Origin of the sequence: Klebsiella sp. GW_Kp182, assembly GCF_040062275.1 — a bacterium.
Classification (GTDB): Bacteria; Pseudomonadota; Gammaproteobacteria; order Enterobacterales; family Enterobacteriaceae; genus Klebsiella; species Klebsiella michiganensis.
On record NZ_JBEAFQ010000058.1, the window covers coordinates 1 to 21,737 of the forward strand.

Annotated in this window: 19 protein-coding genes; 6 read left to right on the forward strand and 13 right to left on the reverse strand. The window is 54.2% G+C overall.

The window, feature by feature from the left end; genetic code table 11:
* From ABLU88_RS24270 to ABLU88_RS24280, 3 genes are all read left to right on the forward strand, one after another.
* Positions 1-248: hypothetical protein (locus ABLU88_RS24270; RefSeq protein ID WP_348838252.1), on the forward strand; the 248-nt coding region annotated here is incomplete at its 5' end.
* Positions 249-284: 36 nt separating this feature from the next.
* Positions 285-1,913 carry a sensor histidine kinase gene (locus ABLU88_RS24275; RefSeq protein WP_014227876.1) on the forward strand — a complete coding sequence of 543 codons (1,629 nt, stop codon included), beginning with the start codon at positions 285-287 and terminating at the stop codon, positions 1,911-1,913.
* Positions 1,906-2,604 carry a response regulator gene (locus ABLU88_RS24280; protein ID WP_047724537.1) on the forward strand — a complete coding sequence of 233 codons (699 nt, stop codon included), beginning with the start codon at positions 1,906-1,908 and terminating at the stop codon, positions 2,602-2,604. Before ABLU88_RS24275 ends, ABLU88_RS24280 begins: the two co-directional genes overlap by 8 nt.
* Positions 2,605-2,649: 45 nt before the next feature.
* Here the strand turns inward: ABLU88_RS24280 and ABLU88_RS24285 are convergent, their stop codons facing one another.
* A complete protein-coding gene (locus tag ABLU88_RS24285) occupies positions 2,650-3,279 on the reverse strand; it encodes an alanyl-tRNA synthetase (protein WP_049079152.1) in 630 nt (209 codons plus the stop codon).
* A gap of 92 nt (positions 3,280-3,371) precedes the next feature.
* Between ABLU88_RS24285 and ABLU88_RS24290 the strand changes: the two genes are divergently transcribed.
* Entirely contained in the window at positions 3,372-4,316 is a 945-nt protein-coding gene (locus tag ABLU88_RS24290; RefSeq protein ID WP_048263811.1) for a LysR family transcriptional regulator, read from the forward strand.
* 66 nt (positions 4,317-4,382) lie between these two features.
* Here ABLU88_RS24290 and ABLU88_RS24295 read toward each other — a convergent pair whose 3' ends face one another.
* The 4 genes from ABLU88_RS24295 to ABLU88_RS24310 form a co-directional block, all read right to left on the reverse strand.
* The gene (locus tag ABLU88_RS24295) at positions 4,383-6,671 is read right to left on the reverse strand and encodes a hydratase (RefSeq protein WP_348838255.1); all 2,289 of its coding nucleotides are present in this window, start codon (positions 6,669-6,671) and stop codon (positions 4,383-4,385) included.
* A gap of 69 nt (positions 6,672-6,740) precedes the next feature.
* Positions 6,741-8,000: an SLC13 family permease gene (locus ABLU88_RS24300; protein ID WP_025108502.1), complete on the reverse strand. Its 1,260-nt coding sequence runs from the start codon at positions 7,998-8,000 to the stop codon at positions 6,741-6,743.
* A 108-nt stretch (positions 8,001-8,108) separates the two neighbouring features.
* Positions 8,109-9,542 (reverse strand): anion permease, encoded by a 1,434-nt coding sequence (locus ABLU88_RS24305; RefSeq protein WP_004098491.1) that lies wholly within the window; start codon positions 9,540-9,542, stop codon positions 8,109-8,111.
* 108 nt (positions 9,543-9,650) lie between these two features.
* Complete coding sequence (locus ABLU88_RS24310) at positions 9,651-10,706, reverse strand: 4-oxalomesaconate tautomerase (protein WP_265810918.1); 1,056 nt, start codon at positions 10,704-10,706, stop codon at positions 9,651-9,653.
* A gap of 280 nt (positions 10,707-10,986) precedes the next feature.
* Here ABLU88_RS24310 and ABLU88_RS24315 point away from each other — a divergent pair, with 280 nt between their 5' ends.
* Positions 10,987-11,925, forward strand: coding sequence for a LysR family transcriptional regulator (locus ABLU88_RS24315; RefSeq protein WP_014227868.1), 939 nt, complete (start codon positions 10,987-10,989; stop codon positions 11,923-11,925).
* Between the two features lie 28 nt (positions 11,926-11,953).
* Here the strand turns inward: ABLU88_RS24315 and rihC are convergent, their stop codons facing one another.
* The 6 genes from rihC to ribF all read right to left on the reverse strand — a co-directional run bounded on the left by rihC (position 11,954) and on the right by ribF (position 18,686).
* Complete coding sequence (gene rihC, locus ABLU88_RS24320) at positions 11,954-12,868, reverse strand: ribonucleoside hydrolase RihC (RefSeq protein WP_348838259.1); 915 nt, start codon at positions 12,866-12,868, stop codon at positions 11,954-11,956.
* Positions 12,869-12,933: 65 nt separating this feature from the next.
* Positions 12,934-13,884, reverse strand: coding sequence for a 4-hydroxy-3-methylbut-2-enyl diphosphate reductase (gene ispH, locus ABLU88_RS24325; RefSeq protein ID WP_014227866.1), 951 nt, complete (start codon positions 13,882-13,884; stop codon positions 12,934-12,936).
* 1 nt (position 13,885) lies between these two features.
* On the reverse strand, positions 13,886-14,335 hold the full coding sequence (fkpB, locus tag ABLU88_RS24330) for an FKBP-type peptidyl-prolyl cis-trans isomerase (RefSeq protein ID WP_004098486.1): 450 nt from the start codon (positions 14,333-14,335) through the stop codon (positions 13,886-13,888).
* 51 nt (positions 14,336-14,386) lie between these two features.
* Positions 14,387-14,887: a signal peptidase II gene (gene lspA / locus ABLU88_RS24335; protein WP_004098485.1), complete on the reverse strand. Its 501-nt coding sequence runs from the start codon at positions 14,885-14,887 to the stop codon at positions 14,387-14,389.
* Positions 14,887-17,703, reverse strand: a complete 2,817-nt coding sequence (gene ileS, locus ABLU88_RS24340) for an isoleucine--tRNA ligase (RefSeq protein WP_014227864.1) — start codon at positions 17,701-17,703, stop codon at positions 14,887-14,889. The genes lspA and ileS overlap by 1 nt, the downstream gene beginning before the upstream one ends.
* A gap of 44 nt (positions 17,704-17,747) precedes the next feature.
* Entirely contained in the window at positions 17,748-18,686 is a 939-nt protein-coding gene (ribF, locus tag ABLU88_RS24345) for a bifunctional riboflavin kinase/FAD synthetase (protein ID WP_004098483.1), read from the reverse strand.
* Between the two features lie 330 nt (positions 18,687-19,016).
* Here ribF and rpsT point away from each other — a divergent pair, with 330 nt between their 5' ends.
* Entirely contained in the window at positions 19,017-19,280 is a 264-nt protein-coding gene (gene rpsT, locus ABLU88_RS24350) for a 30S ribosomal protein S20 (RefSeq protein ID WP_003018940.1), read from the forward strand.
* 167 nt (positions 19,281-19,447) lie between these two features.
* On the opposite strand, the gene nhaR is transcribed toward rpsT, so the two are convergent.
* The gene (gene nhaR / locus ABLU88_RS24355) at positions 19,448-20,347 is read right to left on the reverse strand and encodes a transcriptional activator NhaR (RefSeq protein ID WP_014227863.1); all 900 of its coding nucleotides are present in this window, start codon (positions 20,345-20,347) and stop codon (positions 19,448-19,450) included.
* A 52-nt stretch (positions 20,348-20,399) separates the two neighbouring features.
* On the reverse strand, positions 20,400-21,575 hold the full coding sequence (gene nhaA, locus ABLU88_RS24360; protein ID WP_025108497.1) for a Na+/H+ antiporter NhaA: 1,176 nt from the start codon (positions 21,573-21,575) through the stop codon (positions 20,400-20,402).
* Positions 21,576-21,737 lie beyond the last annotated feature (162 nt).

The window sequence follows — 21,737 nt, forward strand, 5'->3', positions numbered from 1 at the left end:
ATTGGCTCGGCGATTGCCGCCGGGGTGATGCTCAAGTACGTGCTGGCGATGTAAAAACGTGTTGTTCCCGGCTCGCGCTGCGCTTAGCCGGGCTACCCGCCCGGACGGGCGCCGCGCGCCGCTTCCGGGAAATACCCCAGGCTACGGCGCAAAAGCCCGATCGGGTGGTACGTAAAACGTCGTATTCCTACTGGATGCGTTCTGAAATCAGTAAATCTGTGGGCCGATTCAGCGCCGTCGGCCCCTAAAAAAGAGAAAATGGCCTTTTGATGTCAATTCGCCCAATGTTTGCCCGAAAAATCACGCACTGGTTTGCCCGACGTTCGTTTCAGAACCGCATCTTCCTGTTGATCCTGTTTACCTCGACAATCGTGATGCTGGCCATGTCATGGTATCTCACCAGCATTACGGAGGAACGCCTGCATTACCAGGTGGGACAGCGCGCGCTGATTCAGGCCATGCAGATCTCCGCCATGCCTGAACTGGTTGACGCGGTAGAAAAGCACGATTTACCGCGCATTAAAGAACTTATCGACCCGATGCGATCGTTTTCCGACGCCACCTATATCACCGTCGGAGACGCGAAAGGTCGGCGCCTGTATCACGTGAATCCAGAGGAAATCGGTAAATCGATGGAAGGCGGAGACAGCGACGAGGCGCTGTATAACGCCAAAAGCTACGTGTCGGTGCGTAAAGGATCGCTCGGTTCGTCATTACGCGGCAAGTCGCCGATCCAGGACAGCACCGGGAAGGTGATCGGTATTGTATCGGTGGGCTACACCATCGAACAGTTAGAAAACTGGCTGAGTCTGCAAATCGGATCGCTGATGATCCCGATGGCGATCATGCTACTTCTGCTGCTCTACTGCGCCCGGCGCTTCTCGCTGCATATCAAAAAACAGATGCTGAATATGGAACCACAGCAGCTCTCACAGCTGCTTATCCAGCAGAGCGTCCTGTTTGAATCGGTCTTTGAGGGGCTGATAGCCATTGACTCCCACTACCGAATTACCGCCATCAATCAAACCGCAAGGAGGCTATTAAACCTGAGCCAGCCGGAAACCATTCTGATTGGCAAAAGCATCAGCAGCGTGATCTCTCAGGAGGCATTCTTCTATGACGCGCCGCAGACAAATAAAAAAGACGAAATCGTCACTTTTAATCAGATTAAAGTGATCGCCAGCCGTATGGCCGTCACGCTTAATAACGAGCCCCAGGGCTGGGTCATTAGCTTTCGCAGTAAAGACGATATCAACACTCTGAGCCTGCAGCTCAGCCAGGTCCAGCAGTACGCGGATAACCTGCGCGCCGTACAGCACGAGCATCGCAATCTGATCTCCACCATTGCCGGGCTGCTGTTTTTAAAACGCTACGATAACGCGCTGGATCTTATTCAGCAGCAGTCTGAGAGCCACCAGAAAGTGCTCGATTTTATTGCCCGCAATTTTAAAGTGAACCACCTTGCCGGGCTGCTGATCGGCAAATATTACCGCGCCAAAGAGCTCGGATTAGAGCTGGTCTTCGATCCCGCCTGCCACGTTGAAACTCTCCCCTCTTCGCTGTCGCATAATGAATGGATCTCGATCGTCGGCAATTTGCTGGATAACGCCTACAACGCCGCCCTACGTCAGCCGGCAGGTTCAAAGCAGATCGAATGCCTGATCAACAGCGAGGGCGGCGAAGCGATCGTCGAGATCGCCGACCAGGGCTGCGGGATTGAGGAATCGCTGCGCGATCGTATTTTTGAGCGCGGCGTGACCAGCAGCGACAGCGGCGATCACGGCATCGGACTCTGGCTGGTTCGCAGCTACGTTGAGCAGGCGGGCGGCAATATCGTCGTCGATGACAACATCCCTTTTGGCACTATTTTTACCCTTTATATCCCCCTGACCCGAGATGAACACCATGGATAGCATCACCACTCTCATCGTTGAAGACGAACCTATGCTGGCGGAAATTCTGGTGGATACCATCAAGCAATTTCCCCAGTTCGAAGTCATTGGCATTGCGGATAAACTGGAAAGCGCAAAAAAGATGCTTCGCCTCTATCAGCCCCAGCTCACCCTGCTGGATAACTTCTTACCCGATGGCAAAGGACTCGATTTGATCCGCCACGCCGTCAATACTCATTATAAAGGGCGCATCATTTTCATCACCGCCGACAACCATATGGATACCATCAGCGAAGCCCTGCGGATGGGCGTTTTTGATTACCTGATTAAACCCGTTCACTATCAGCGCCTGCAGCATACGCTTGAGCGTTTTGCCCGCTATCGCAGCTCTCTTCGCTCAAGCGAGCAGGCAAGCCAGACCCATGTTGACGCCCTGTTCAATATCCAGGCAAAAGAGCAGGCGGAAGCCGCAGGCTCTCCGCTGCGGGGTATTGATGAGAGCACTTTTAATCGGGTATTACAGCTCTTTGCCGATCCGGAAACGGTCCATACCGCAGACACCCTGGCCCGTATTCTCGGCAGTAGTAAAACCACCGCCCGCCGCTACCTTGAGCAGGGCGTTAAAAACGATTTCCTTGAGGCTGAAATCAGCTATGGCAAAGTCGGCAGACCGGAGCGGATTTATCACGGTAAACATCCTGCGCATATTTAAGCACCGGGAGATGCCCTGTTGAGTGTGCATCTCCTTTTCACTCGCTTATTCCACCGTGTAGCTGACAATAATTTGCCCTTTTTTCATCTTCACCTGGGAAATGACGACTTTACCCAGTTCGGACAGGCTGGCCACGTGCGTCCCGCCGCAGGGATAGCTCTGCATGTCGCCGAACCCGACCTTGCGCAGGCCATCGGCAAAAGTAAACTGACGCGGTAAATTGTCTGCCTGCCAGGCCTCGACTTTTTCCAGCAGCGCGCTGGCCTCGGGCAGCCCGCCATGCGCGCCTGGGGCAAAAATAATACGGCTTTCTCCCGGCCAGTGATGTCCTTTGATCGGCTGCCAGCCCGACAGCTCCCCGGCCTGGGCAAGCGCGTGCCCGGCGGAGTGCAGACGCGCGTGCAGCCGCCGGCTCTCTGGATCGATGCGGATCGTGACCTCGCCGGCCGGCAGCGGCTGTGAAACGATATGCGCCACGCTATCGCCGCGGCTAACCACGCCCTCGACGGCGAGGCCGGCAATCCAGCCGCGATCCGCCGGCTGCCCGCCGCCCTGCGGGTGAAACAGCGTGCGATCCAGCTCAATGGCATAGCGGCCATCGGCTTCGCTCAGGCAGTTGACGACTTGCGCAAGGCATTCCTCGGCGTCGCTGGTGTAATAAAGGCGTTCAGTCATGGTTGTCCTCCTCTCTGTCAGGACAGTATATTGATATTGCTGGCGGCGATAATCCCGCCTGACATCAACGCAATTTTGCTCCGGAAGCACAAATGAATCTGAGCCTACTGCCCGACCTCGCCCTGTTCGTACAGATTGTGGAACAGGGCAGCTTCTCCGCCGTCGCACGCCAGGCCGGCGCAACGCCTTCGGCGATCAGCCGCAGCGTCTCGCGCCTGGAGCAGGAGATGGGCTGCAAGCTGCTGCACCGCACCACGCGCAAGCTGCGCCTCAGCGATGCCGGGAAAATGGTGTATGAACATGCGCTGGAGATGCTGGAATCGGCGCGTATGGCCATGGACTCCGCCAGCAGTACCCAGGCGGTGGCGCAGGGCAAGCTCACGCTCAGCGTGCCGAAAGCCGTGGGACGGTTTGCCATTCACCCGCTGATGCTGGAATTTTTTAACCGCTACCCGAAGATCGACGTCTGTCTGCGGCTTGAGGATCGGGTTCTCGATTTTATTGATGACGGCATCGATCTGGCGCTGCGTATCACCCCTACCCCCTCGCCGGGGCTGCACGGTAAGCCTTTGATGACCATCAGCCACGTCATCTGCGCGACGCCCGGCTATCTGGAGCACTATGGAACGCCGCAAACGCCGCAGGATCTGCGCGAACATAGCTGTATCAGCCTTGGCGAGACGCCCGCCGATTCGCGCTGGAAGTTCCGCCGCGGGGGGAAAACGGAAACAATTCAGACTCACGGCCGCTACGCCGCCAACCATACGGCCGTGCGCCTCGATGCCGTGAAGCAGAATCTGGGCATCGGCAGCCTGCCGCTGTTTACCGCCCGTGAGGCGCTGGCGCGCGGCGAGATTGTGCAGGTTTTACCGGAGTGGGAGTTTATCAGCCGCTATTCCGGCCAGCTCTGGCTACTGTGGTCGGGCAATAAGCATATGCCCGCCAGAATGCGGGCGATGATTGATTATCTTAGCGAGAAGATGAAGCCGGCTTCAGGTAGCCCAGCTCTAACGCCGCGATCGAAAACCACGGAATAAGCGGCTATGAATAAAAACGGGGATGCAATATCACCCCCGTTGATTCATCTTGATGATCAATATCGTTTACTGATGGTGGGTTGTTAAGCGTAATTTATTATAATTAATCAGGCTTCCCGCCTTAATTATCTCCCGCTCTGCTGAGGTGAGCCCCTCCATGTAAAGAGAGATCTCTTTAATGGGGCGATCGTGGCCGATTACGAACGCGGTAATCTGACGCAGATCGGTTTCCAGGGCTGACCTGATCCCCGGGATATAGATGAAGTCGCCGACCTCAAACTCCGGCAGCGCCTTCATCTGCAATGGCAGCATTCCCCAGTTAATCACGTTCGAACGATAGCGCTTCGTGGCATACTGCTGGGCAATATTTGCCAGGCCACCAAGGACTCTCTGGCAGCTGGCGGCTTGCTCTCGTGCGGAACCATCGCCGGGTTTGACCGCATAAACCATGCTGCCAATCTCCGTCTGCTCAAGCGTGACATTTTCCTGCCCCGGCAGTTGGCGGATCCGGGAAAAAACCGCCTCAAGCTGCGGATCCAGGCGACAAGGATCGTCCCCCTCGATCCGTAATTTTTCCAGCGCCGCAATCTTCTTACTACGGCCGACATAGCCCGGGTCGCGTCGCGAAAGGGTAAACTCAGCCAGCCCTAACGGATTGGAGCGAAATGATGAGGTTTCGCCTGATGGAATCAGTTCATCGGTAGTGGTCACCGGATCCATGATTTTTGAGGTCACGTTTAACAAAATATTGTCCGTCAGCTCACTCATCTCCGGCCAGTCTTTTATATTGGGGCCGTAGATCAGCGATTGCCGGGTCGCTCCTTTAATAAACCCTTGATAAACACGACTCCGATAAGGTGAAGCATCAAATTCATACTGCGGAATGTCTTCCCAGCAATCAAGCGCGGAAGCCGATGTCAGCACGCCCCCATTGGCAGCCGTCGCCGCTATGGAGCGGGCATCCATCAGCGCAACGGCCGACATTTGCCCATTCCCGGGTTTGGACCCTTCCCGGTTGGGAAAATTACGCGTCGTGTGGCGAATGCTCAGTCCATTATGCATGGGCGTGTCGCCCGCACCGAAGCAGGGGCCGCAAAATGCGGTACGCATAATTGCGCCGGCGCTTAATAAATCGGTCGTTATCCCTTTTTTGGTCAGATCCATCAGCACCGGCTGGGATGAGGGATATATCGAGAGAGAGAAAACGTTGTCACCGCAGGCGTGATTTTTTAAGGCATGAGCCGCTTCGACCACGTTAACATAATTTCCGCCAGCGCAGCCGGCGATGATCCCCTGCTGAATCCGCAGCTTCCCATGTTCGACTTTATCCAGCAGGGAGAGCCTGGCGCGTCCCTGGGAAATGTTATCCGCCGCAATCTCAACCTCGTGCAAAATATCCTGCAAATTGTCATTAAGCGTATCAATTTCATATACGTTGGCAGGGTGAAAAGGCAAGGCGATCATCGGCTTGATGGTGCTTAAATTCACTTCTATGCAGCCATCATAGTAGGCCATCTCTTTTGCTGAGAGCGGACAATAGTCTTGTTCCCTGCCGTGAATACGCAGGTAGTTTTTTGTCTCTTCATCCGTTTGCCAGATGGACGATAAACAGGTGGTCTCCGTGGTCATCACATCTACGCTATTCCTGAAGTCGGTAGACATTGTCGCCACCCCAGGCCCCACAAACTCCATAACTTTATTTTTCACATAACCGCGCTCGAACACCGCGCCAATTATCGCCAGGGCAATATCCTGAGGGCCAACGCCGGGCGAGGGTTTCCCTGTCAAATACACGGCGACAATCTCAGGATAATCAATATCCCAGGTCTCTCCGAGCAGTTGCTTAACCAACTCGCCGCCCCCCTCGCCAACCGCCATGGTCCCTAAAGCGCCATAGCGCGTATGGCTGTCTGAGCCCAGGATCATTTTCCCACCGCCGGCCATCATCTCGCGCATATATTGATGAATAACTGAGATATGGGGCGGGACATAAATACCGCCATATTTTTGTGCTGAGGACAAACCAAATATATGATCGTCGCTGTTGATAGTGCCGCCGACAGCGCAAAGCGAATTATGGCAATTCGTCAGAACATAGGGTAATGGAAAACGTTCCATTCCCGAGGCCTTAGCAGTCTGGATGATGCCCACAAAAGTAATATCGTGGGAGGCCATTGAATCAAATTTAATTTTTAACTGCTGTTCATTCCCTGAAGTATTATGGGCGGAGAGGATCGACCACGAGATCGTTCCCTTGCGTGCCTCATGCTTCTCTAACGCGACTGACCCCTTATCAGCAGCAATAATACCGTGCTGATGTGATATATAGACTCCGTGGTCATACAATTTAATCATCACATATATCCTTAGATGTTGAAAAAACACGCCTGACATTAGCCATTCGGTAAAAATGACTGGCCGCGATTAATAAAATGGGAAGAAAACAGGCAGCAAGATAAAGCTGACAATGACCGATATCAAAATAAGCGGCAATCCAACCTTAACGTAATCGACAAACTTATATCCGCCGGCAGAAAAAATCATCATATTAGCCGGGGTGCCCACCGGCGTTGCGTAAGCACATGAACAGCCGATAACAATCGCCATTAACACCGCCCGAGGATCGGCGCCCATAGAATGAGCAATAGACAGGCCAATCGGCATTAATAAAGCGGCGGTTGCCGTATTCGACATGAAATTGGTTAACACGCAGGAGATTATCAATACGGCGCTCAAAAGTAAGAAAGGCGACGCCTGCTGGCCTAATAACGCGATAATTGAGCGCGCCATAATGGCGCCAGCGCCGGTGGTTTCCAGCGCTTTTGCTAATGCCAGAGTGCCGCCGAAGAGGAAAATCGTCTGCGAGTCGATAGCCTGGTAAGCCTGTTTTTCCGTAATGACCCGGGTCACAATCAACGACAATGCGCCAATTGAACCGACGATCGCAATCGGCAAACCTAGCTGTTTTTCAAAAATCATGCCCAGTACGGTCAGGATTAATACCGATAGCGCAATCACCTGCTTATATTTCGGGCATGCCTGCGCTTTAATATTATTAACACTTTGATGCTGGGCCGCATTCGTTTTTGGCAATATGCGATAGCCGATCGTCACAAAATAGAGTATGCCGCAGGCCAGCATCGGAATGCCTAACTTAGCATATTCAAAAAACCCGAAGCGTTGACCAACCTGCTCCAGCGCCGACTGCGCGATCAGATTCCCGGGTGAGCCGATCAGCGATAAATTTCCCCCCAGCGCCGAGGCAAAAGCCAGCGGCATAAGCAAGCGCGACCGGGCATATCCTGATTTCATCGCTGCGCCAATCACCACAGGAATGAGGACCGCCGCCGTGCCGGTATTGGATAGCAGCCCGGAAAGCGTTCCGCAGACCAGCATAATGACGACTATCAGCTGCTTTTCTGTCCTGGCGTAGCGTGTAACCATACTACCAATTTTATCCGTCACCCCGGTTTCGAATAAGGCGCCGCCAACCACAAACATAGCCACAAACAAAATCACATTTTGATTAATAAAACCGGCAAAAGCCGTTTTGACATCAAAAACCCCGGTCACCACCAGAGTAATACAAACAATCATGGCCGTTACCGCTAAAGGTATTTTTTCCCAAACAAACATGACAATAGAAAAAACCAATAACGACAACGTAATCGTAACTGGAGACATAAATATATCGCACCTCACCTTGCTAAAAGGCTATGTTTTCTTAATAAGAGGACTTCCCCCCGGGCATCAGAGGATGCCCGGGCAAACCTTCATCTCCTTAAAGATTATTTAAATTACTCCCCAGGCGATTAACATCTCCCACCACCATACCCCGAGGGTGATTTGCAGAATAAAAGTCAGCAATGCTAATATCCCACCAATAATCCACCATGATTTGATATCATTATAGCCAACGCCAAAAATAACTGGCCCTGCCGCACCGCCGTAGTGGGTTACCATGCCACCATAAGAGTTGCTGAATAATAGCGCGAGCGCGGTGAGCATTATCGGTGCGCCAGAAACATTCGCCAGCATGGCAAAGACCGGTACCATCGCGACAATATAAGCACTCCCTGACGCGAAGAAATAACGAACCAATATGCTCAGTGCGACAATCACAATAAAAGCGACATTGCCGTGGCCATCAAAGGAAATATTATTTTTAAGCGCCTCTGCTAGCCATACGAAAAATCCAACCTTAGAGAGCAATGAGCTTAAACCAATAATGCCCCCGTACCAGATGAGCGTATTCCATCCTCCTTTATTCTTAATCACGTCATCCCAGGTGACGATTTTCAATACCAGCATCAGCGCCATTACGCAGATCGCAACGGTAGACTCATTGACCCCCAGGGCGCTGCTGAATACCCAACCGCCGAGCGCAAGAACAAAAAGGCAAGAGAGCATCTTTTCCCGCACCGTCATGGGCCCCAAAGCGTCTATGCCTGTCTGAGCAATCTTTTTATTATCAACCCGCTTTAATTCTGGCGGATACAGCTTGTAGGTAATCAGCGGCGTCAGCAGCAACATAATAATGCCAGGTAGTCCTGCGGCCAGCGCCCATCCTCCCCAGCTCAATTTTATGTGGCAAATATCTTCGATCATTTTCAGCGCGAGGATATTCCCGGCCATGGCGGTGAAGAACATGTAGCTGGTCGTTTTAGTGACCATATAGATGTTCAGCATGAGGTAGTGGCCCACGCGCTTCGCGCTCCGCTCCGGCTCTGACCCTAAGGCGACGGCGACGCTATTGATTATGGGTAAGACGATGCCGCCGGCGCGGGCCGTATTCGACGGCGTGGCGGGCGCCAGAATCAGGTCAAGAAAAGCGGTAACATAGCCAAGGCCCAACGTCGTGCTGCCAATCTTGCCGATAAGTATATAAGCAATTCTTTTACCCAATCCGGTAATCACAAATGCCGCGCTCAGGGTAAATGCAGAAAAGACTAACCAGGTGGTACCTGATGAATATCCGCTTAATACGCTGGCGGCTTTTATCGAACCGTCACCCAAATTGCCCACAATCACCATTGATGCCGCAACGGCGATCAGCAATACCACGGGTTCAGAAAACGGTTTAATTACTAAACCTACAATCGCTGCCAGATAGATACCGGATAATACCCAGGCAAGTGTTGATAATCCTTCCGGCGCCGGGCATAAACTGATGAGTAACGGTATTGCTATAATAACAAGCAGCTTCCATAATTTATTATTTTGCATTTCCATTCCTTACCTGCACTCAATATTTGAGGATGCTTGCTGAACGTATTCACATGCCTCCCCTCTCCTCTTCTACGGTGGATTGATAGATAATCGGAGGGTGGATATTTATTCGGGGATGTAAACCGTTCCTGAAAGAATTTTCCGCGCGGTACGTATAACCGATGCCCGAATATCCTCCGGGCGCTCAGCTGTATGACTTAAATCGACGTCGATCCCCCCGCTGGGATGTTCGACTGTAATAACGCCATCGCCCGATAGCTTCGTCAGTTCATTCGCAATAGTGCCTGGAATAACACATGCGCTTGCCAGACCGATAGCGCCGGTAATCGCCAGCGATTTATGACAGTTATGCGGCATAAAATAACGTACATTTATCGTTCCGCCGCTTAGCCCCGGAGAAATCAGAACCGGTTTAGGGATAACCATATTGCTCACATCCCCAAACCCCATCGCCTTCCCGGCCTGACGGCGAATAGATTCCAGCGATTTGAGTAAGGCTGTATCCCGATCTAATTCGCTGGCAGATTCATATCCGGTTTTTCCCAGACTCTGGGCCGGGATCACCACCATAGGCATCGCCATATCAATACAGGTCACTCGTACATTATCAAAGACTTCCATACGATTGCCCGTTGGGAAAAGCTGGCCGGATTTTGCGCCCGCGGCATTCAGAAAAGTCAGCGCAACCGGCGCGGCATGGCCTGGAACGCCATCGATTTGCGTATTGCCTTCATAAATAACCTTTCCATCTGGTGTTTGAACGTCAGCGTCAACAAAGGTATTGGTGTTCACATTTCTTATACGCACTCGCGTAACCGGCGACAGCGCCTTAACCAACCCATGTTCAATGGCAAAGCCGCCAACCGCGCACAGCATATTGCCGCAGTTTGGCGTCGTATCCACCCGCCGTTCATTGACGATGACCTGAACAAACAGATAATCGATATCCGCTTTGTCGCTAAGGGATTGGCTAATAATGGCCACTTTACTGGTTTGCGGGCTCCCTCCGCCAATACCGTCAATCTCCAGCTCGTGACCGGATCCCATTATGGTTAACAAGCACTCATCACGTTTCTGAATATCCTTGGGTAAATCATCTGCTAATAGAAAGACACCTTTTGATGTCCCTCCACGCATTAATACACAGGGAATGCTCTTCATAGCATGTTCCTTATCCGCCAGAAATAAATAGAAGAATTGAATAAAACGCCGCGTGAATTTAATTGGTTTTATGTTCTTTAAGGTTTTTATTTACTTAATTAACGGCCAGATAAATCACGCCAGGTATTTTACCAATGCATTCTACTTGCAAGAATTTCGCTGGTTGATAAAATTTTGCCATAAGAGTTATTCCTGCTAAGTATTAATAAAAAAGCATGCCTGCTTAATAATGACTTGTCGTCTACTTAGAACAACGCTTATTAAACCCTACGGAGCAATAATGAAAAATGAACTATCCGGTATGAAAGCTTTCGTCACGGTGGCAGAGCTTGGCTCATTTAGCAAAGCCGCCGAGCAGCTCAGCCTCTCGCAGCCGGCACTCACCAAAAAGATAAAAAAAATAGAGAGTCATCTGAATATTGCGCTGTTCGAACGAACCACGCGAAAACTTGCGCTTACCCAGGCCGGGAAAATACTGCTCCCCAAGGCCAAAGCGTTGATTTCCAGTCTTGATGCGGCAATATTTAACCTCAACGATTCAACGTCTCAATTACATGATACCGTTACGCTATCTTGCATTCCGACCGCCGTATTTTACTTTTTACCGCGCGCTATCGTGCAATTTAATAAAAACTACCCCAACATCAAAGTACGAATTTATGAACAAGGTATAGAAACGTGCATGAACTCGGTACGAAAAGGCGAAGTTGATTTTGGAATAAACATGAACTTCATCACATATCCAGACATCGATTTTATCCCCCTGGTGAATGAACCTTTTGTTCTGGCCTGTCGGCAAGACCACCCTCTGGCGTGTCGAAAATTAGTCGAATGGCGGGAACTGGTGAGCCAGACCTTAATCGGCGTCAGGAAATCAAGCGGCAACCGACAGTTAATAGAGAAATGCCTGGCGGATAAGCCCTGGCGACTGGATTGGTTTTATGAAGTCAGGCATTTGTCGACCTCGCTCGGCCTTGTCGAAGCCGGACTGGGCGTCTCGGCGCTTCCCTGTCTGGCAATGCCCCATAGCGGCAATAGCACCGTCGTGAGCGTTCCGCTCGTGGAGCCGGTTATCCGGCGGACGCTTGGTATGATCCGCGTAAAGAACAGGCCTCTCTCCGCGGCGGCAGAACGATTAGCTTCGCTCTTACTGCTTATGTGGACGGATGAAGCGGGCGCGCTATGGCGCAACGTCGTTGATGCCACTCACAATACCTGAGCGCCGCGCCGGCCGCTTCGTCCCCCGGTTAAGGCGCCAGGGCAATCACCTCGGCCGCCCAGCGCTGAAATCCTTCGACGTCCAGCCCCAGCGCCACCCGTGCATTTGCCGGCTGGCCCAGCCTGCCCTCGATATCAACCACCGTGGTGCCTGAGGTCCATGTGCCCTGGTTTTCTACCGCCACAAAGCACGGTTCAAGGGTAAAGAGCTGCGGGCGAACCAACCACGCAATCGCGCACAGGTCGTGCATACGCAGCCCGCTGCTCATGCTGCCGCTACGGTAGTGGCTAAACAGCGCGTGCAGCATTTTCCCGGTCTGATTCAACGTTGGCAGAGTGGCGAGGTAATCCGGCGCCAGCATCGCCTGATTGGTGACGTCCAGCCCGCACATGACGATATCCAGCCCGCTGTTGAACACTTTAGCCGCCGCTTCCGGGTCGATGGCGATGTTAAATTCCGCATTCGGCGTAAAGTTGCCGCGCCCGGCGGAGCCGCCCATGATAACCAGGCGACGGATGTTAAAGCGGCATTCCGGGTACTGGGTCAGCAGAAGCGCAATGTTGGTTAACGGGCCGATCGCCACCAGCGTCATCGGCTCCGGGGCGTGCATCAGCGCATCGCGGATCGCCTGAAATGCCGGTTTCGCCAGCGGCTGGCGGTGATGTTCAACGAAATCGTAGCCTTCCATACCGGACTCGCCGTGCACCGAGGCGGCGTCGCGCAGAGGGCGAACCAGCGGCATCGACGCGCCCTGGGCCAGGGGAACATCGGCGTTCCAGAAATGCAGAAGCTGAAGGGCGTTGCGGGTCGTTTTCTCCACCGACACGTTGCCCGCCACCGTGGTCATCAGCTGCAGATCAAGCTCGGGGGCGAACAGCGCGGCGGCAATCGCCGCGGCGTCATCAATGCCGGGATCGGTATCCAGAATGATAGGTAAGCGCATCGTTTCTCCATAAAAAATGCCAGACGTTAAGTCTGGCATCTTCTCATACTGCGGCGAAAAAGAACTTACTCTACTTCACGGACATCTACGCGCAGCTCTTTCGGCACCTCGAAAACGATGTTCTCTTCGCGGCCTTCCAGCGGCACCGCTTCGCCGCCGCCCAGCTCCTGCAAACGCGAAATCACGTTCTGTACCAGGATATCCGGCGCCGATGCGCCCGCGGTCACGCCGACGCAATCCGCTTCTTTGACCCAGGCTTCCTGGATATCGGTCGCGTCGTCAATCAGATAGGCCGCTTTCCCCATCCGCTGCGCCAGCTCGGCCAGGCGGTTAGAGTTAGAGGAGTTCTTCGACCCCACCACCAGCACCACGTCGGCCTGCCCGGCCAGCGCGCGGACGGCTTCCTGGCGGTTAGTCGTGGCGTAGCAGATATCATCTTTACGCGGCCCGACGATTTTCGGGAAACGCTCGCGCAGAGCGTCAATCACGTCGGAGGTATCGTCGACGGAGAGCGTCGTCTGGGTCATAAACGACAGCTTAGCGTCGTTTTTCACGTCCAGCGTCCAGACATCGTCCGGCGATTCCACCAGGTACATCCCCCCCTGCGGGTTGCTGTACTGCCCCATGGTGCCTTCAACTTCCGGGTGACCGGCGTGGCCAATCAGAATGGACTCTTCGCCGCGGCGGCTGGCGCGGGCGACTTCCATATGCACTTTAGTCACCAGCGGGCAGGTGGCGTCAAAAACCGTCAAATCGCGGCTTTTCGCCTCGTTGCGAACGGCCTGAGAGACGCCGTGGGCGGAGAAAATCAGGATGGCGCCGTCCGGCACTTCGCTAATCTGCTCGATAAAAATAGCGCCGCGTTGACGCAGGCTGTCGACAACATAGCGGTTGTGCACGACTTCATGACGCACGTAGATCGGCGCGCCGTATAGCGTCAGCGCGTTTTCAACAATGCTGATAGCGCGGTCAACGCCTGCGCAGAAGCCGCGCGGGTTAGCCAACAGAATCTGCATCTTACCCCTCCAGCGCCGGATCGATCTCCAGCACTTCAACATCAAAATGAACGGTACGCCCGGCCAGCGGATGATTGAAATCAACGGTGATCGAATCGCCGTTCACTTCGCGGATCACGCCGGGCATTTCGCTGCCATCCATTGCGGTAAAAAGCATAATCGCGCCGACTTCCGGCTCGCCCGCGTCGATAAACTCCCGGCGCGAGAAATATTGAATCAGGTCCGGGCTCGGTACGCCAAACGCGGCGTCCGGCTCCAGCGAAAAGGTGGTTTTATCCCCTTCTTTCAGCCCCAGCAGATGCTGTTCCAGACCTTCAGAAAGCGAGGTATCGCCCAGGCGAAAGAGCGCGGGTTTACCGTTATTGCGGGTTGACTCTGCGGTGGAGCCATCGTCGAGCTTTAAGGTGAAGTGCACCAGCACCGCACTGTTGCTCTGTACTGATTTAGACATGCAGGTTGCTCACTTGTTTTGCCCGGCGGCGGCGCCGCCGGGCGAGTTTTGTTACGCCTGTTTCTTCGCAGCCGCGTTCGGTAAGAAGCCTTCCAGCACAATCAGCGCCGCGCCGATGCAGATAGCGGTATCGGCGAGGTTGAAGGTGGCGAAGTGCCAGTTCCCAACGTAGAAATCGATCATATCGACGACAAAACCATGCCACAGCCTGTCGAATAAATTCCCCAGCGCGCCGCCAATAATCAGGGCGTAGGCAATATTATTCAGCTTTTGCGTCGCCTTAGAACGATACATCAGCACCGCAAGGATCACGCAGATACCGATAGCGATACCGGCGAAGAACCAGCGCTGCCAGCCGCCGCTGTCGGCGAGGAAGCTAAAAGCCGCGCCATAGTTGCGCGCATAGTGCAGATTAAGCGATGGGAACAGCGATACCGTATCCCCCAGAGCGAAGTTCTGGAGGATCAGGAATTTACTGCCTAAATCGATAATCAGCACGGCTACGACGACCCACAGCCAGCGTAGCCCCGTTGAACAAATCGGTTTACTCATCAGGCAAACTTACGTTTTTCGCCGTCACCGGCGATGTTGCTGACACAGCGTCCGCAGATATCCGCGTGTTCCGCCACCTTGCCGATATCCGTGGTGTAATGCCAGCAGCGCGGGCACTTGTCACCTTCGGCTTTACTCAGCACGACTTTCAGACCTTTGAGCAGTTCACTCTGCCAGGCGTCGGCCGGAGCCTGCGCATAATCGGCAACGTTCGCCCCTGAGGTCAACAGGACAAATCGCAATTCATCGCCCAGCGCGTTCAGCTTCGCCGCGAGATCGGCATCGGCGTACAGCGTTACCGCCGCTTCCAGAGAGCCGCCCACCTGCTTGTCCGTACGAGCCTGTTCGATAACCTTGTTGACTTCGCCACGCACCTTCAGCAGCGCGTCCCAGAAGCCGTCGTTCATCGCTTCGTCAGCGTCCAGGCCAAACAGGCCGGTATACCATTCGCCGGTAAAGACGTATTTCTCGCGGTCGCCCGGCAGGTAACCCCAGATTTCGTCAGCGGTGAAGGACATGATCGGCGCCATCCAGCGCACCAGCGCCTCGGCAATATGGTACAGCGCGGTCTGGCAGCTACGACGCGCGATGCTGTCAGCCTTGGTGGTGTACTGGCGATCTTTAATGATATCGAGCCAGAACGAGCCCATTTCGATGGAGCAGAAGCGCATCAGGCGCTGCACCACTTCGTGGAAGTCATAGGATTCGTAGGCTTTGACGATATCGTCCTGCGCCGCTTGCGCGCAGCCTACTGCCCAGCGGTCCAGCACGACCATCTCTTCCGGTTTCACCATATCTTTTGCCGGATCGAAACCGTTGAGGTTCGCCAGCAGGAAGCGCGCGGTGTTACGGATACGACGATAGCTGTCAGCGGCGCGTTTGAGGATCTCGTCAGAGACCGCCATTTCGCCGGTGTAATCGGTGGAAGCCACCCACAGGCGCAGAATATCCGCGCCCAGCTTGTTCATCACGTCCTGCGGAGAAACGGTGTTGCCGATAGACTTGGACATCTTGCGGCCCTGGCCATCAACGGTAAAGCCGTGGGTCAGTACCTGGCGATAAGGCGCTTTGCCCTTCATCGCGGTAGAGATCATCAGGGATGACATAAACCAGCCGCGGTGCTGGTCGGAGCCTTCCAGATACATATCGGCGGCGTGACCGGCGAATTCAGGACGCACGTCAACGACGGAAGAGTGGGTCGAGCCGGAGTCAAACCAGACGTCCAGCGTATCCGGCACCTTCTCGTAGCTATCCGCGTCGGCGCCGAGGATGTCGCGGGAATCGAGATCCCACCACGCCTGGATGCCGTCGACTTCTACGCGTTTCGCCACTTCTTCCATCAGTTCCAGCGTGCGCGGATGCAGCTCCTGCGTCTCTTTATGCACGAACAGCGACATCGGTACGCCCCAGGTGCGCTGACGGGAGATACACCAGTCAGGGCGGTTGGCGACCATCGATTCGATACGCGCCTGGCCCCAGTCTGGGATCCACTGCACGCCTTTGATTTCGGAAAGCGACTGTTTGCGCAGACCTTTTTGATCCATGCTCACGAACCACTGCGGCGTGGCGCGGAAGATGATCGGCGTTTTGTGACGCCAGCAGCACGGGTAGCTGTGCTGCATTTTTTCAACGTGCAGCAGCGCGCCTTTTTCTGACAGCAGCGCAACGACAACATCGTTGGCTTTAAAGACGTTTACGCCGTCCAGCGTTGGATAGGTTCCCGGCAGATAGGCGCCGTCCGGGCCAACCGGGTTCGCCACTTCCAGGCCATATTTTTGACCGATGACATAGTCATCTGGACCGTGGCCTGGCGCGGTATGCACCGCACCGGTACCCGCGTCCAGCGTGACGTGATCGCCCAGGATCGCCGGGACGTCAAAATCGAGGAACGGGTGCTTAAAGCGCATCAGCTCCAGCTCGGCGCCGTTCACCACCGCCAGGATGGTGTAATCAGCAATGCCGGCGCGCTTCATCACGCTGTCGACCAGGTCTTTTGCCAGGATCAGCGCCTGACCGTCAACCTGCACCAGCGCATAGTCAAACTCCGGGGAGAGCGAGATGGCGCGGTTCGCCGGCAGGGTCCACGGGGTGGTGGTCCAGATAACCAGAGAAACCGGGCCGTTGACATCGGCCACGCCAAATTTCGCCAGCACCGCCGCTTTATCGGCCGCGTGGAACGCCACGTCGATGGACGGAGAGGTTTTGTCGTAATACTCGACTTCCGCTTCAGCCAGCGCGGAGCGGCAGTCTACGCACCAGTGCACCGGCTTAGCGCCTTTGTGCAGGTGGCCGTTGCCGATGATTTTACCCAGCGCGCGGATGATGTTGGCTTCGGTTTTGAAGTCCATGGTCAGGTACGGATGCGACCAGTCGCCCAGCACGCCCAGACGGATAAAGTCTTTACGCTGTCCGTCAACCTGGGTGGCGGCGTATTCACGGCACTTAGCGCGGAACTCGGCGGCGGTGAATTTCTCACCCGGCTTGCCGTACTCCTGCTCCACTTTCAGCTCGATCGGCAGACCGTGGCAGTCCCAGCCCGGTACGTACGGAGAGTCATAGCCCGCCAGCCCTTTGGACTTAACGATAATGTCTTTCAGAATCTTGTTAACCGAGTGACCAATATGAATGCTGCCATTCGCATAAGGAGGGCCATCATGCAGAATGAAGGTTTTTTTGCCTTTTTTGGCTGCACGAATGATGCCGTACAGGTCATCATCGGTCCAACGCGCCAGCATTCCCGGTTCACGCTTGGCGAGGTCGCCGCGCATCGGGAACCCTGTTTCCGGCAAATTCAGGGTCGATTTATAGTCACTCATCAGATTCTCGGTTCCGTATTTCGGTTTGATAAACACCGTCAGGGTTATGCCTGGCCGGTTAGCCCAAAGAAGTCGCGGGCCGTTAACTCATCACGTGCGATTTGCGTTTTCAGCTCATCAAGCGACGCAAATCGCTGCTCGTTACGTATTTTTTTACGCAGTATTACATCTATATGGCGACCGTAGAGGTCCATTACAACATCCAGGAGATGAACTTCCAGCTGCTGACGCACGCCGGAGACCGTTGGACGAGTACCAATGTTGGCGACGCCCATAAAAGGTTTGTCGCCAAGCCCTGTCACTTCTACCGCATAGACCCCTTTTACCGGGGAAACCTGACGGCGCAGCGGTAAATTCGCCGTCGGGAAGCCTATTGTGCGCCCAAGCTCATCGCCGTGCACGACGCGACCGGAGATGGTAAATGGATGCCCCAGCAGCGTCTCCGCGAGGGGCAGATCGTCGTCCGCCAGCGCCTGACGTACCGCCGTGCTGCTGATGCGCACGCCGCCTTCACAGAAGGTTTGGGTACTGGTGACGTCAAAGCCGAACTCCACGCCGGCTTTTTGCAGTAACAAGAAATCCCCCTGGCGACCTGCGCCAAAGCGGAAATCATCGCCAACGGCGAGGAACTGGACGCCCAGCTGGCGCACCAGCAGTTCGCTGATAAAGTCCTGGGCGGTCAATGCCGCAAAGCGCCGATCGAAGCGCACGCACAGTACGTAATCGACGCCGCTTTCGGCCAGATAATTCAGCTTCTCACGCAGGCGCGTTAAACGCGCGGGCGCTTTATCGGCGGCAAAAAGCTCAAGCGGCTGTGGTTCAAAAATCATCACCACCACAGGTAAGCCACGCTGGCGACCTTCTGCGCGCAAACGCTGCAATAATGCCTGGTGCCCGCGATGCACGCCGTCAAAATTTCCAATGGTCAGCACACACCCGTGCGGGGCCTGACTGAGATTATGTATGCCGCGTATCAGCTTCATGTCTGGCTCAAAACAGTGAAAATCGTCCGAGTATACCTTGTACAACTGGCGACGTTAACCAGCGATTGCACCTCTTCACCGAAAGATCCCGGGAATTCATTCACTCAGCGCGAGATTGCGGGAAAATCTCTCCGGGGTCGTCGATTTTTATGGTCCAAAGGCTGTATTCGCCTGCAACAAGCTGGTAGAATCTTGCGCCATCACTACGTAATAAAGCGTTGTTAGTTTAAACGACGCTTATTTGCACAAATCCATTGACAAAAGAAGGCTAAACGGGCATTCTCCTCGGCCTTTGAATTGTCCATATAGAACACATTTGGGAGTTGGACCTTGGCTAATATCAAATCAGCTAAGAAGCGCGCCGTTCAGTCTGAAAAGGCCCGCAAGCACAACGCTAGCCGTCGCTCTATGATGCGTACTTTCATCAAGAAAGTATACGCAGCTATTGAAGCTGGCGACAAAGCTACTGCACTGAAAGCATTTAACGAAATGCAACCAATCGTGGACCGTCAGGCTGCTAAAGGTCTGATCCACAAAAACAAAGCTGCGCGTCATAAAGCAAACCTGACCGCTCAGATCAACAAACTGGCTTAATCGCCTGCTTGTTGTCGCTTTGTAAAAAAACCCGCGAAAGCGGGTTTTTTTATGCCTGTCGTTTATCACGTAATACGTCACGACTCGCGTTCTGGTTATCGCAGCCAGCTCATGCTTCCGCATGAACTGGTGCGGCGTTTTCCCGCGCGGCAAGAAACCGTTCTGGCCTATGCCTGAGGCGGCGTAAAGAGCGCCGAATAGTCGCGATGACAAATACGCTGCACCGCCGGATGCTGGATCATTCGTTCGGCAAAGATGGCGTGATACTCCTCCATGACGTTGTCCATGCGTCCGATCTCGACTATCGACTCATCGCTATAGAAATCATGCGCATAGAGCGTCGGTGCGACAAATATCGCATTGTGCGCCGCGCCGAAGGCCTTCATCAACGCCGCATCATCAAACTCGCCCAGAATTTCCACCTGCAAACCCTGCGAGTTAAACCAGTTCAGCAGCTTGCGCCCTAACATGGAACGGCGACCGGGGATCAGCAGTCGACGTTCTTCCAGACAGCCGGGGAACGGTTTTTCCGGCGGCGGATTCATGCACCAGAAGCTCACGCTGCACTCGCCGATTTTCACCGAAAACAGCCCTTCCTGCTGGGTGGAATCGATGGGGCAGTCGGAGATAATCATATCGAGTTTATGCTGGCTTAGCTGCTCCAGCAGCATTTCGTGGGTCGACTCGAAGCAGCGTAAATGGATCTGTTCATTCTCGACGACCGCGGCATCCAGTACGCCGCTCACCAACCTTTTCGACAGCGCGTCCGCAACGCCAACATCAAACAGCAGATTCGACTCTTTACGGTAGTTAACGATGTCGAGCATCTCCTGGCTCAGCGTAAACATGCGATCCGCATAGCGGAACACCAGTTCACCTAATTCGCTAGGCTCCAGCCCCCTTCCTTTGCGCTTGAACAATTTCCCCTGCAGACGTTCTTCCAGCGCCTTTATTTGCCCGGTAATGGTCTGCGGCGTCAGGAACAGCGCTTCCGCCGCGCCAACAACGGAGCCCTCTTTGTAGACATGCCAGAAGTAGTACAGGTGGTTGTAGTTGATATGCGACATGCTTCTCTCCCTGATAATGTCCAGGAGAGCCGTAGCGGCTCTCCGTGAGATGTTAAGCCGCGTAGCCCGAATCCGTTACGCGCTTACGCAATATTATGTATCCCGTGACGGCCGATAATATCGATCCAATCAGGATGCCAAGCTTGGCCCAGTTGATCAATCCGGGGTCGACGCTACCGAAGGCCAGGGTGGCAATAAAAATCGACATTGTGAAGCCAATCCCACACAGGATGCCGACAGCCATAATTTGCTTACAGGTAGTTCCTTCGGGTAACGAAGCCCATTTCAGCTTCAGCGCCAGCCAGCAGAAGACGCTAATACCCAACGGCTTGCCGATAAACAGCCCGGCAATAATACCCAACGGCAGCAGTGAGGTCAGCCCTTCGACCGTGACGCCCTGCAAAGAAACGCCCGCGTTAGCGAAGGCGAACAGGGGCAGGATCAGGAATGCCACCCACGGATGCAGCACGTGCTCAAGCTGCTTCGCCGGCGATTTGCCGTTCTGCTCTTTTAGCGGGATCATAAAGCCGACAATGACCCCAGCCAGCGTTGCGTGAACCCCCGACTTAAGAACCGCGGTCCAGAGTATGGCGCCCACCAGAATATAGATCCCGGTACGCCGTACGCCGCACAGATTTAACCCCGCCAGCACAGCAATGGCTCCGGCAGCGACAACCAATGAGACGACGGAAAGATCGTGCGTATAGAACAGCGCAATAATAATAATGGCGCCCAGATCGTCGATAATGGCCAGCGCCATCAGGAAAATCTTCAGCGCGGCGGGCACCCGATTCCCCAGCAGCGCCAGTACGCCCAGCGCGAAGGCAATATCGGTGGCGGCCGGAATTGCCCACCCTTCTCTGGCAATCGAATCCTGGCCGTTAAACGCCAGGTAGACCAGCGCCGGCACCACCATGCCGCCCAACGCCGCGACCACCGGAAACACCGCCTGGCGACGGCTGGCCAATGCCCCCTGATTCATTTCACGCTTCACTTCCAGACCGATAAGCAGGAAAAATACCGCCATCAGCGCGTCGTTAATCCACAACAGCATGTTCTTGTTGATCTCTAACGCACCTACGCGCAGCTGGACGGGCGTTTCCAGAAAAGAGCGATACAGGCCGCTGGTCATGCCGGTATTGGCTAATAACATGGCCATGATGGCGGCCAGGATTAAGATAATGCCCCCGGAAGCATCGCTCTGAAAAAAACGCTGCAGATGTTTCACTTTTACCTCACCTTATCCGCAAACAACTCGATAAAAGTATAATACATATGCGGAAACCTCGAAAAAATCAGTTTTAAATTGCCATTAGACTCGATTTTTACGAATTAACCCTCGTTAAGAGATTGGCCGTCCGATCGTCAGTGGGGGCGCTGCGTTGTCCGG

Coding starts and splice junctions, on each gene's coding strand:
- ABLU88_RS24300 (WP_025108502.1), bottom strand. CDS start 8,000: ATGTCTCCAGTTACGATTACGTTGTCGTTATTGGTTTTTTCTATTGTC.
- ABLU88_RS24285 (WP_049079152.1), bottom strand. CDS start 3,279: ATGACTGAACGCCTTTATTACACCAGCGACGCCGAGGAATGCCTTGCG.
- ABLU88_RS24295 (WP_348838255.1), bottom strand. CDS start 6,671: ATGATTAAATTGTATGACCACGGAGTCTATATATCACATCAGCACGGT.
- ABLU88_RS24310 (WP_265810918.1), bottom strand. CDS start 10,706: ATGAAGAGCATTCCCTGTGTATTAATGCGTGGAGGGACATCAAAAGGT.
- nhaR (WP_014227863.1), bottom strand. CDS start 20,347: ATGTCGCATATCAACTACAACCACCTGTACTACTTCTGGCATGTCTAC.
- ispH (WP_014227866.1), bottom strand. CDS start 13,884: ATGCAGATTCTGTTGGCTAACCCGCGCGGCTTCTGCGCAGGCGTTGAC.
- ABLU88_RS24290 (WP_048263811.1), top strand. CDS start 3,372: ATGAATCTGAGCCTACTGCCCGACCTCGCCCTGTTCGTACAGATTGTG.
- ribF (WP_004098483.1), bottom strand. CDS start 18,686: ATGAAGCTGATACGCGGCATACATAATCTCAGTCAGGCCCCGCACGGG.
- ABLU88_RS24305 (WP_004098491.1), bottom strand. CDS start 9,542: ATGCAAAATAATAAATTATGGAAGCTGCTTGTTATTATAGCAATACCG.
- rihC (WP_348838259.1), bottom strand. CDS start 12,868: ATGCGCTTACCTATCATTCTGGATACCGATCCCGGCATTGATGACGCC.
- lspA (WP_004098485.1), bottom strand. CDS start 14,887: ATGAGTAAACCGATTTGTTCAACGGGGCTACGCTGGCTGTGGGTCGTC.
- ABLU88_RS24315 (WP_014227868.1), top strand. CDS start 10,987: ATGAAAAATGAACTATCCGGTATGAAAGCTTTCGTCACGGTGGCAGAG.
- ABLU88_RS24275 (WP_014227876.1), top strand. CDS start 285: ATGTTTGCCCGAAAAATCACGCACTGGTTTGCCCGACGTTCGTTTCAG.
- ABLU88_RS24280 (WP_047724537.1), top strand. CDS start 1,906: ATGGATAGCATCACCACTCTCATCGTTGAAGACGAACCTATGCTGGCG.
- ileS (WP_014227864.1), bottom strand. CDS start 17,703: ATGAGTGACTATAAATCGACCCTGAATTTGCCGGAAACAGGGTTCCCG.
- fkpB (WP_004098486.1), bottom strand. CDS start 14,335: ATGTCTAAATCAGTACAGAGCAACAGTGCGGTGCTGGTGCACTTCACC.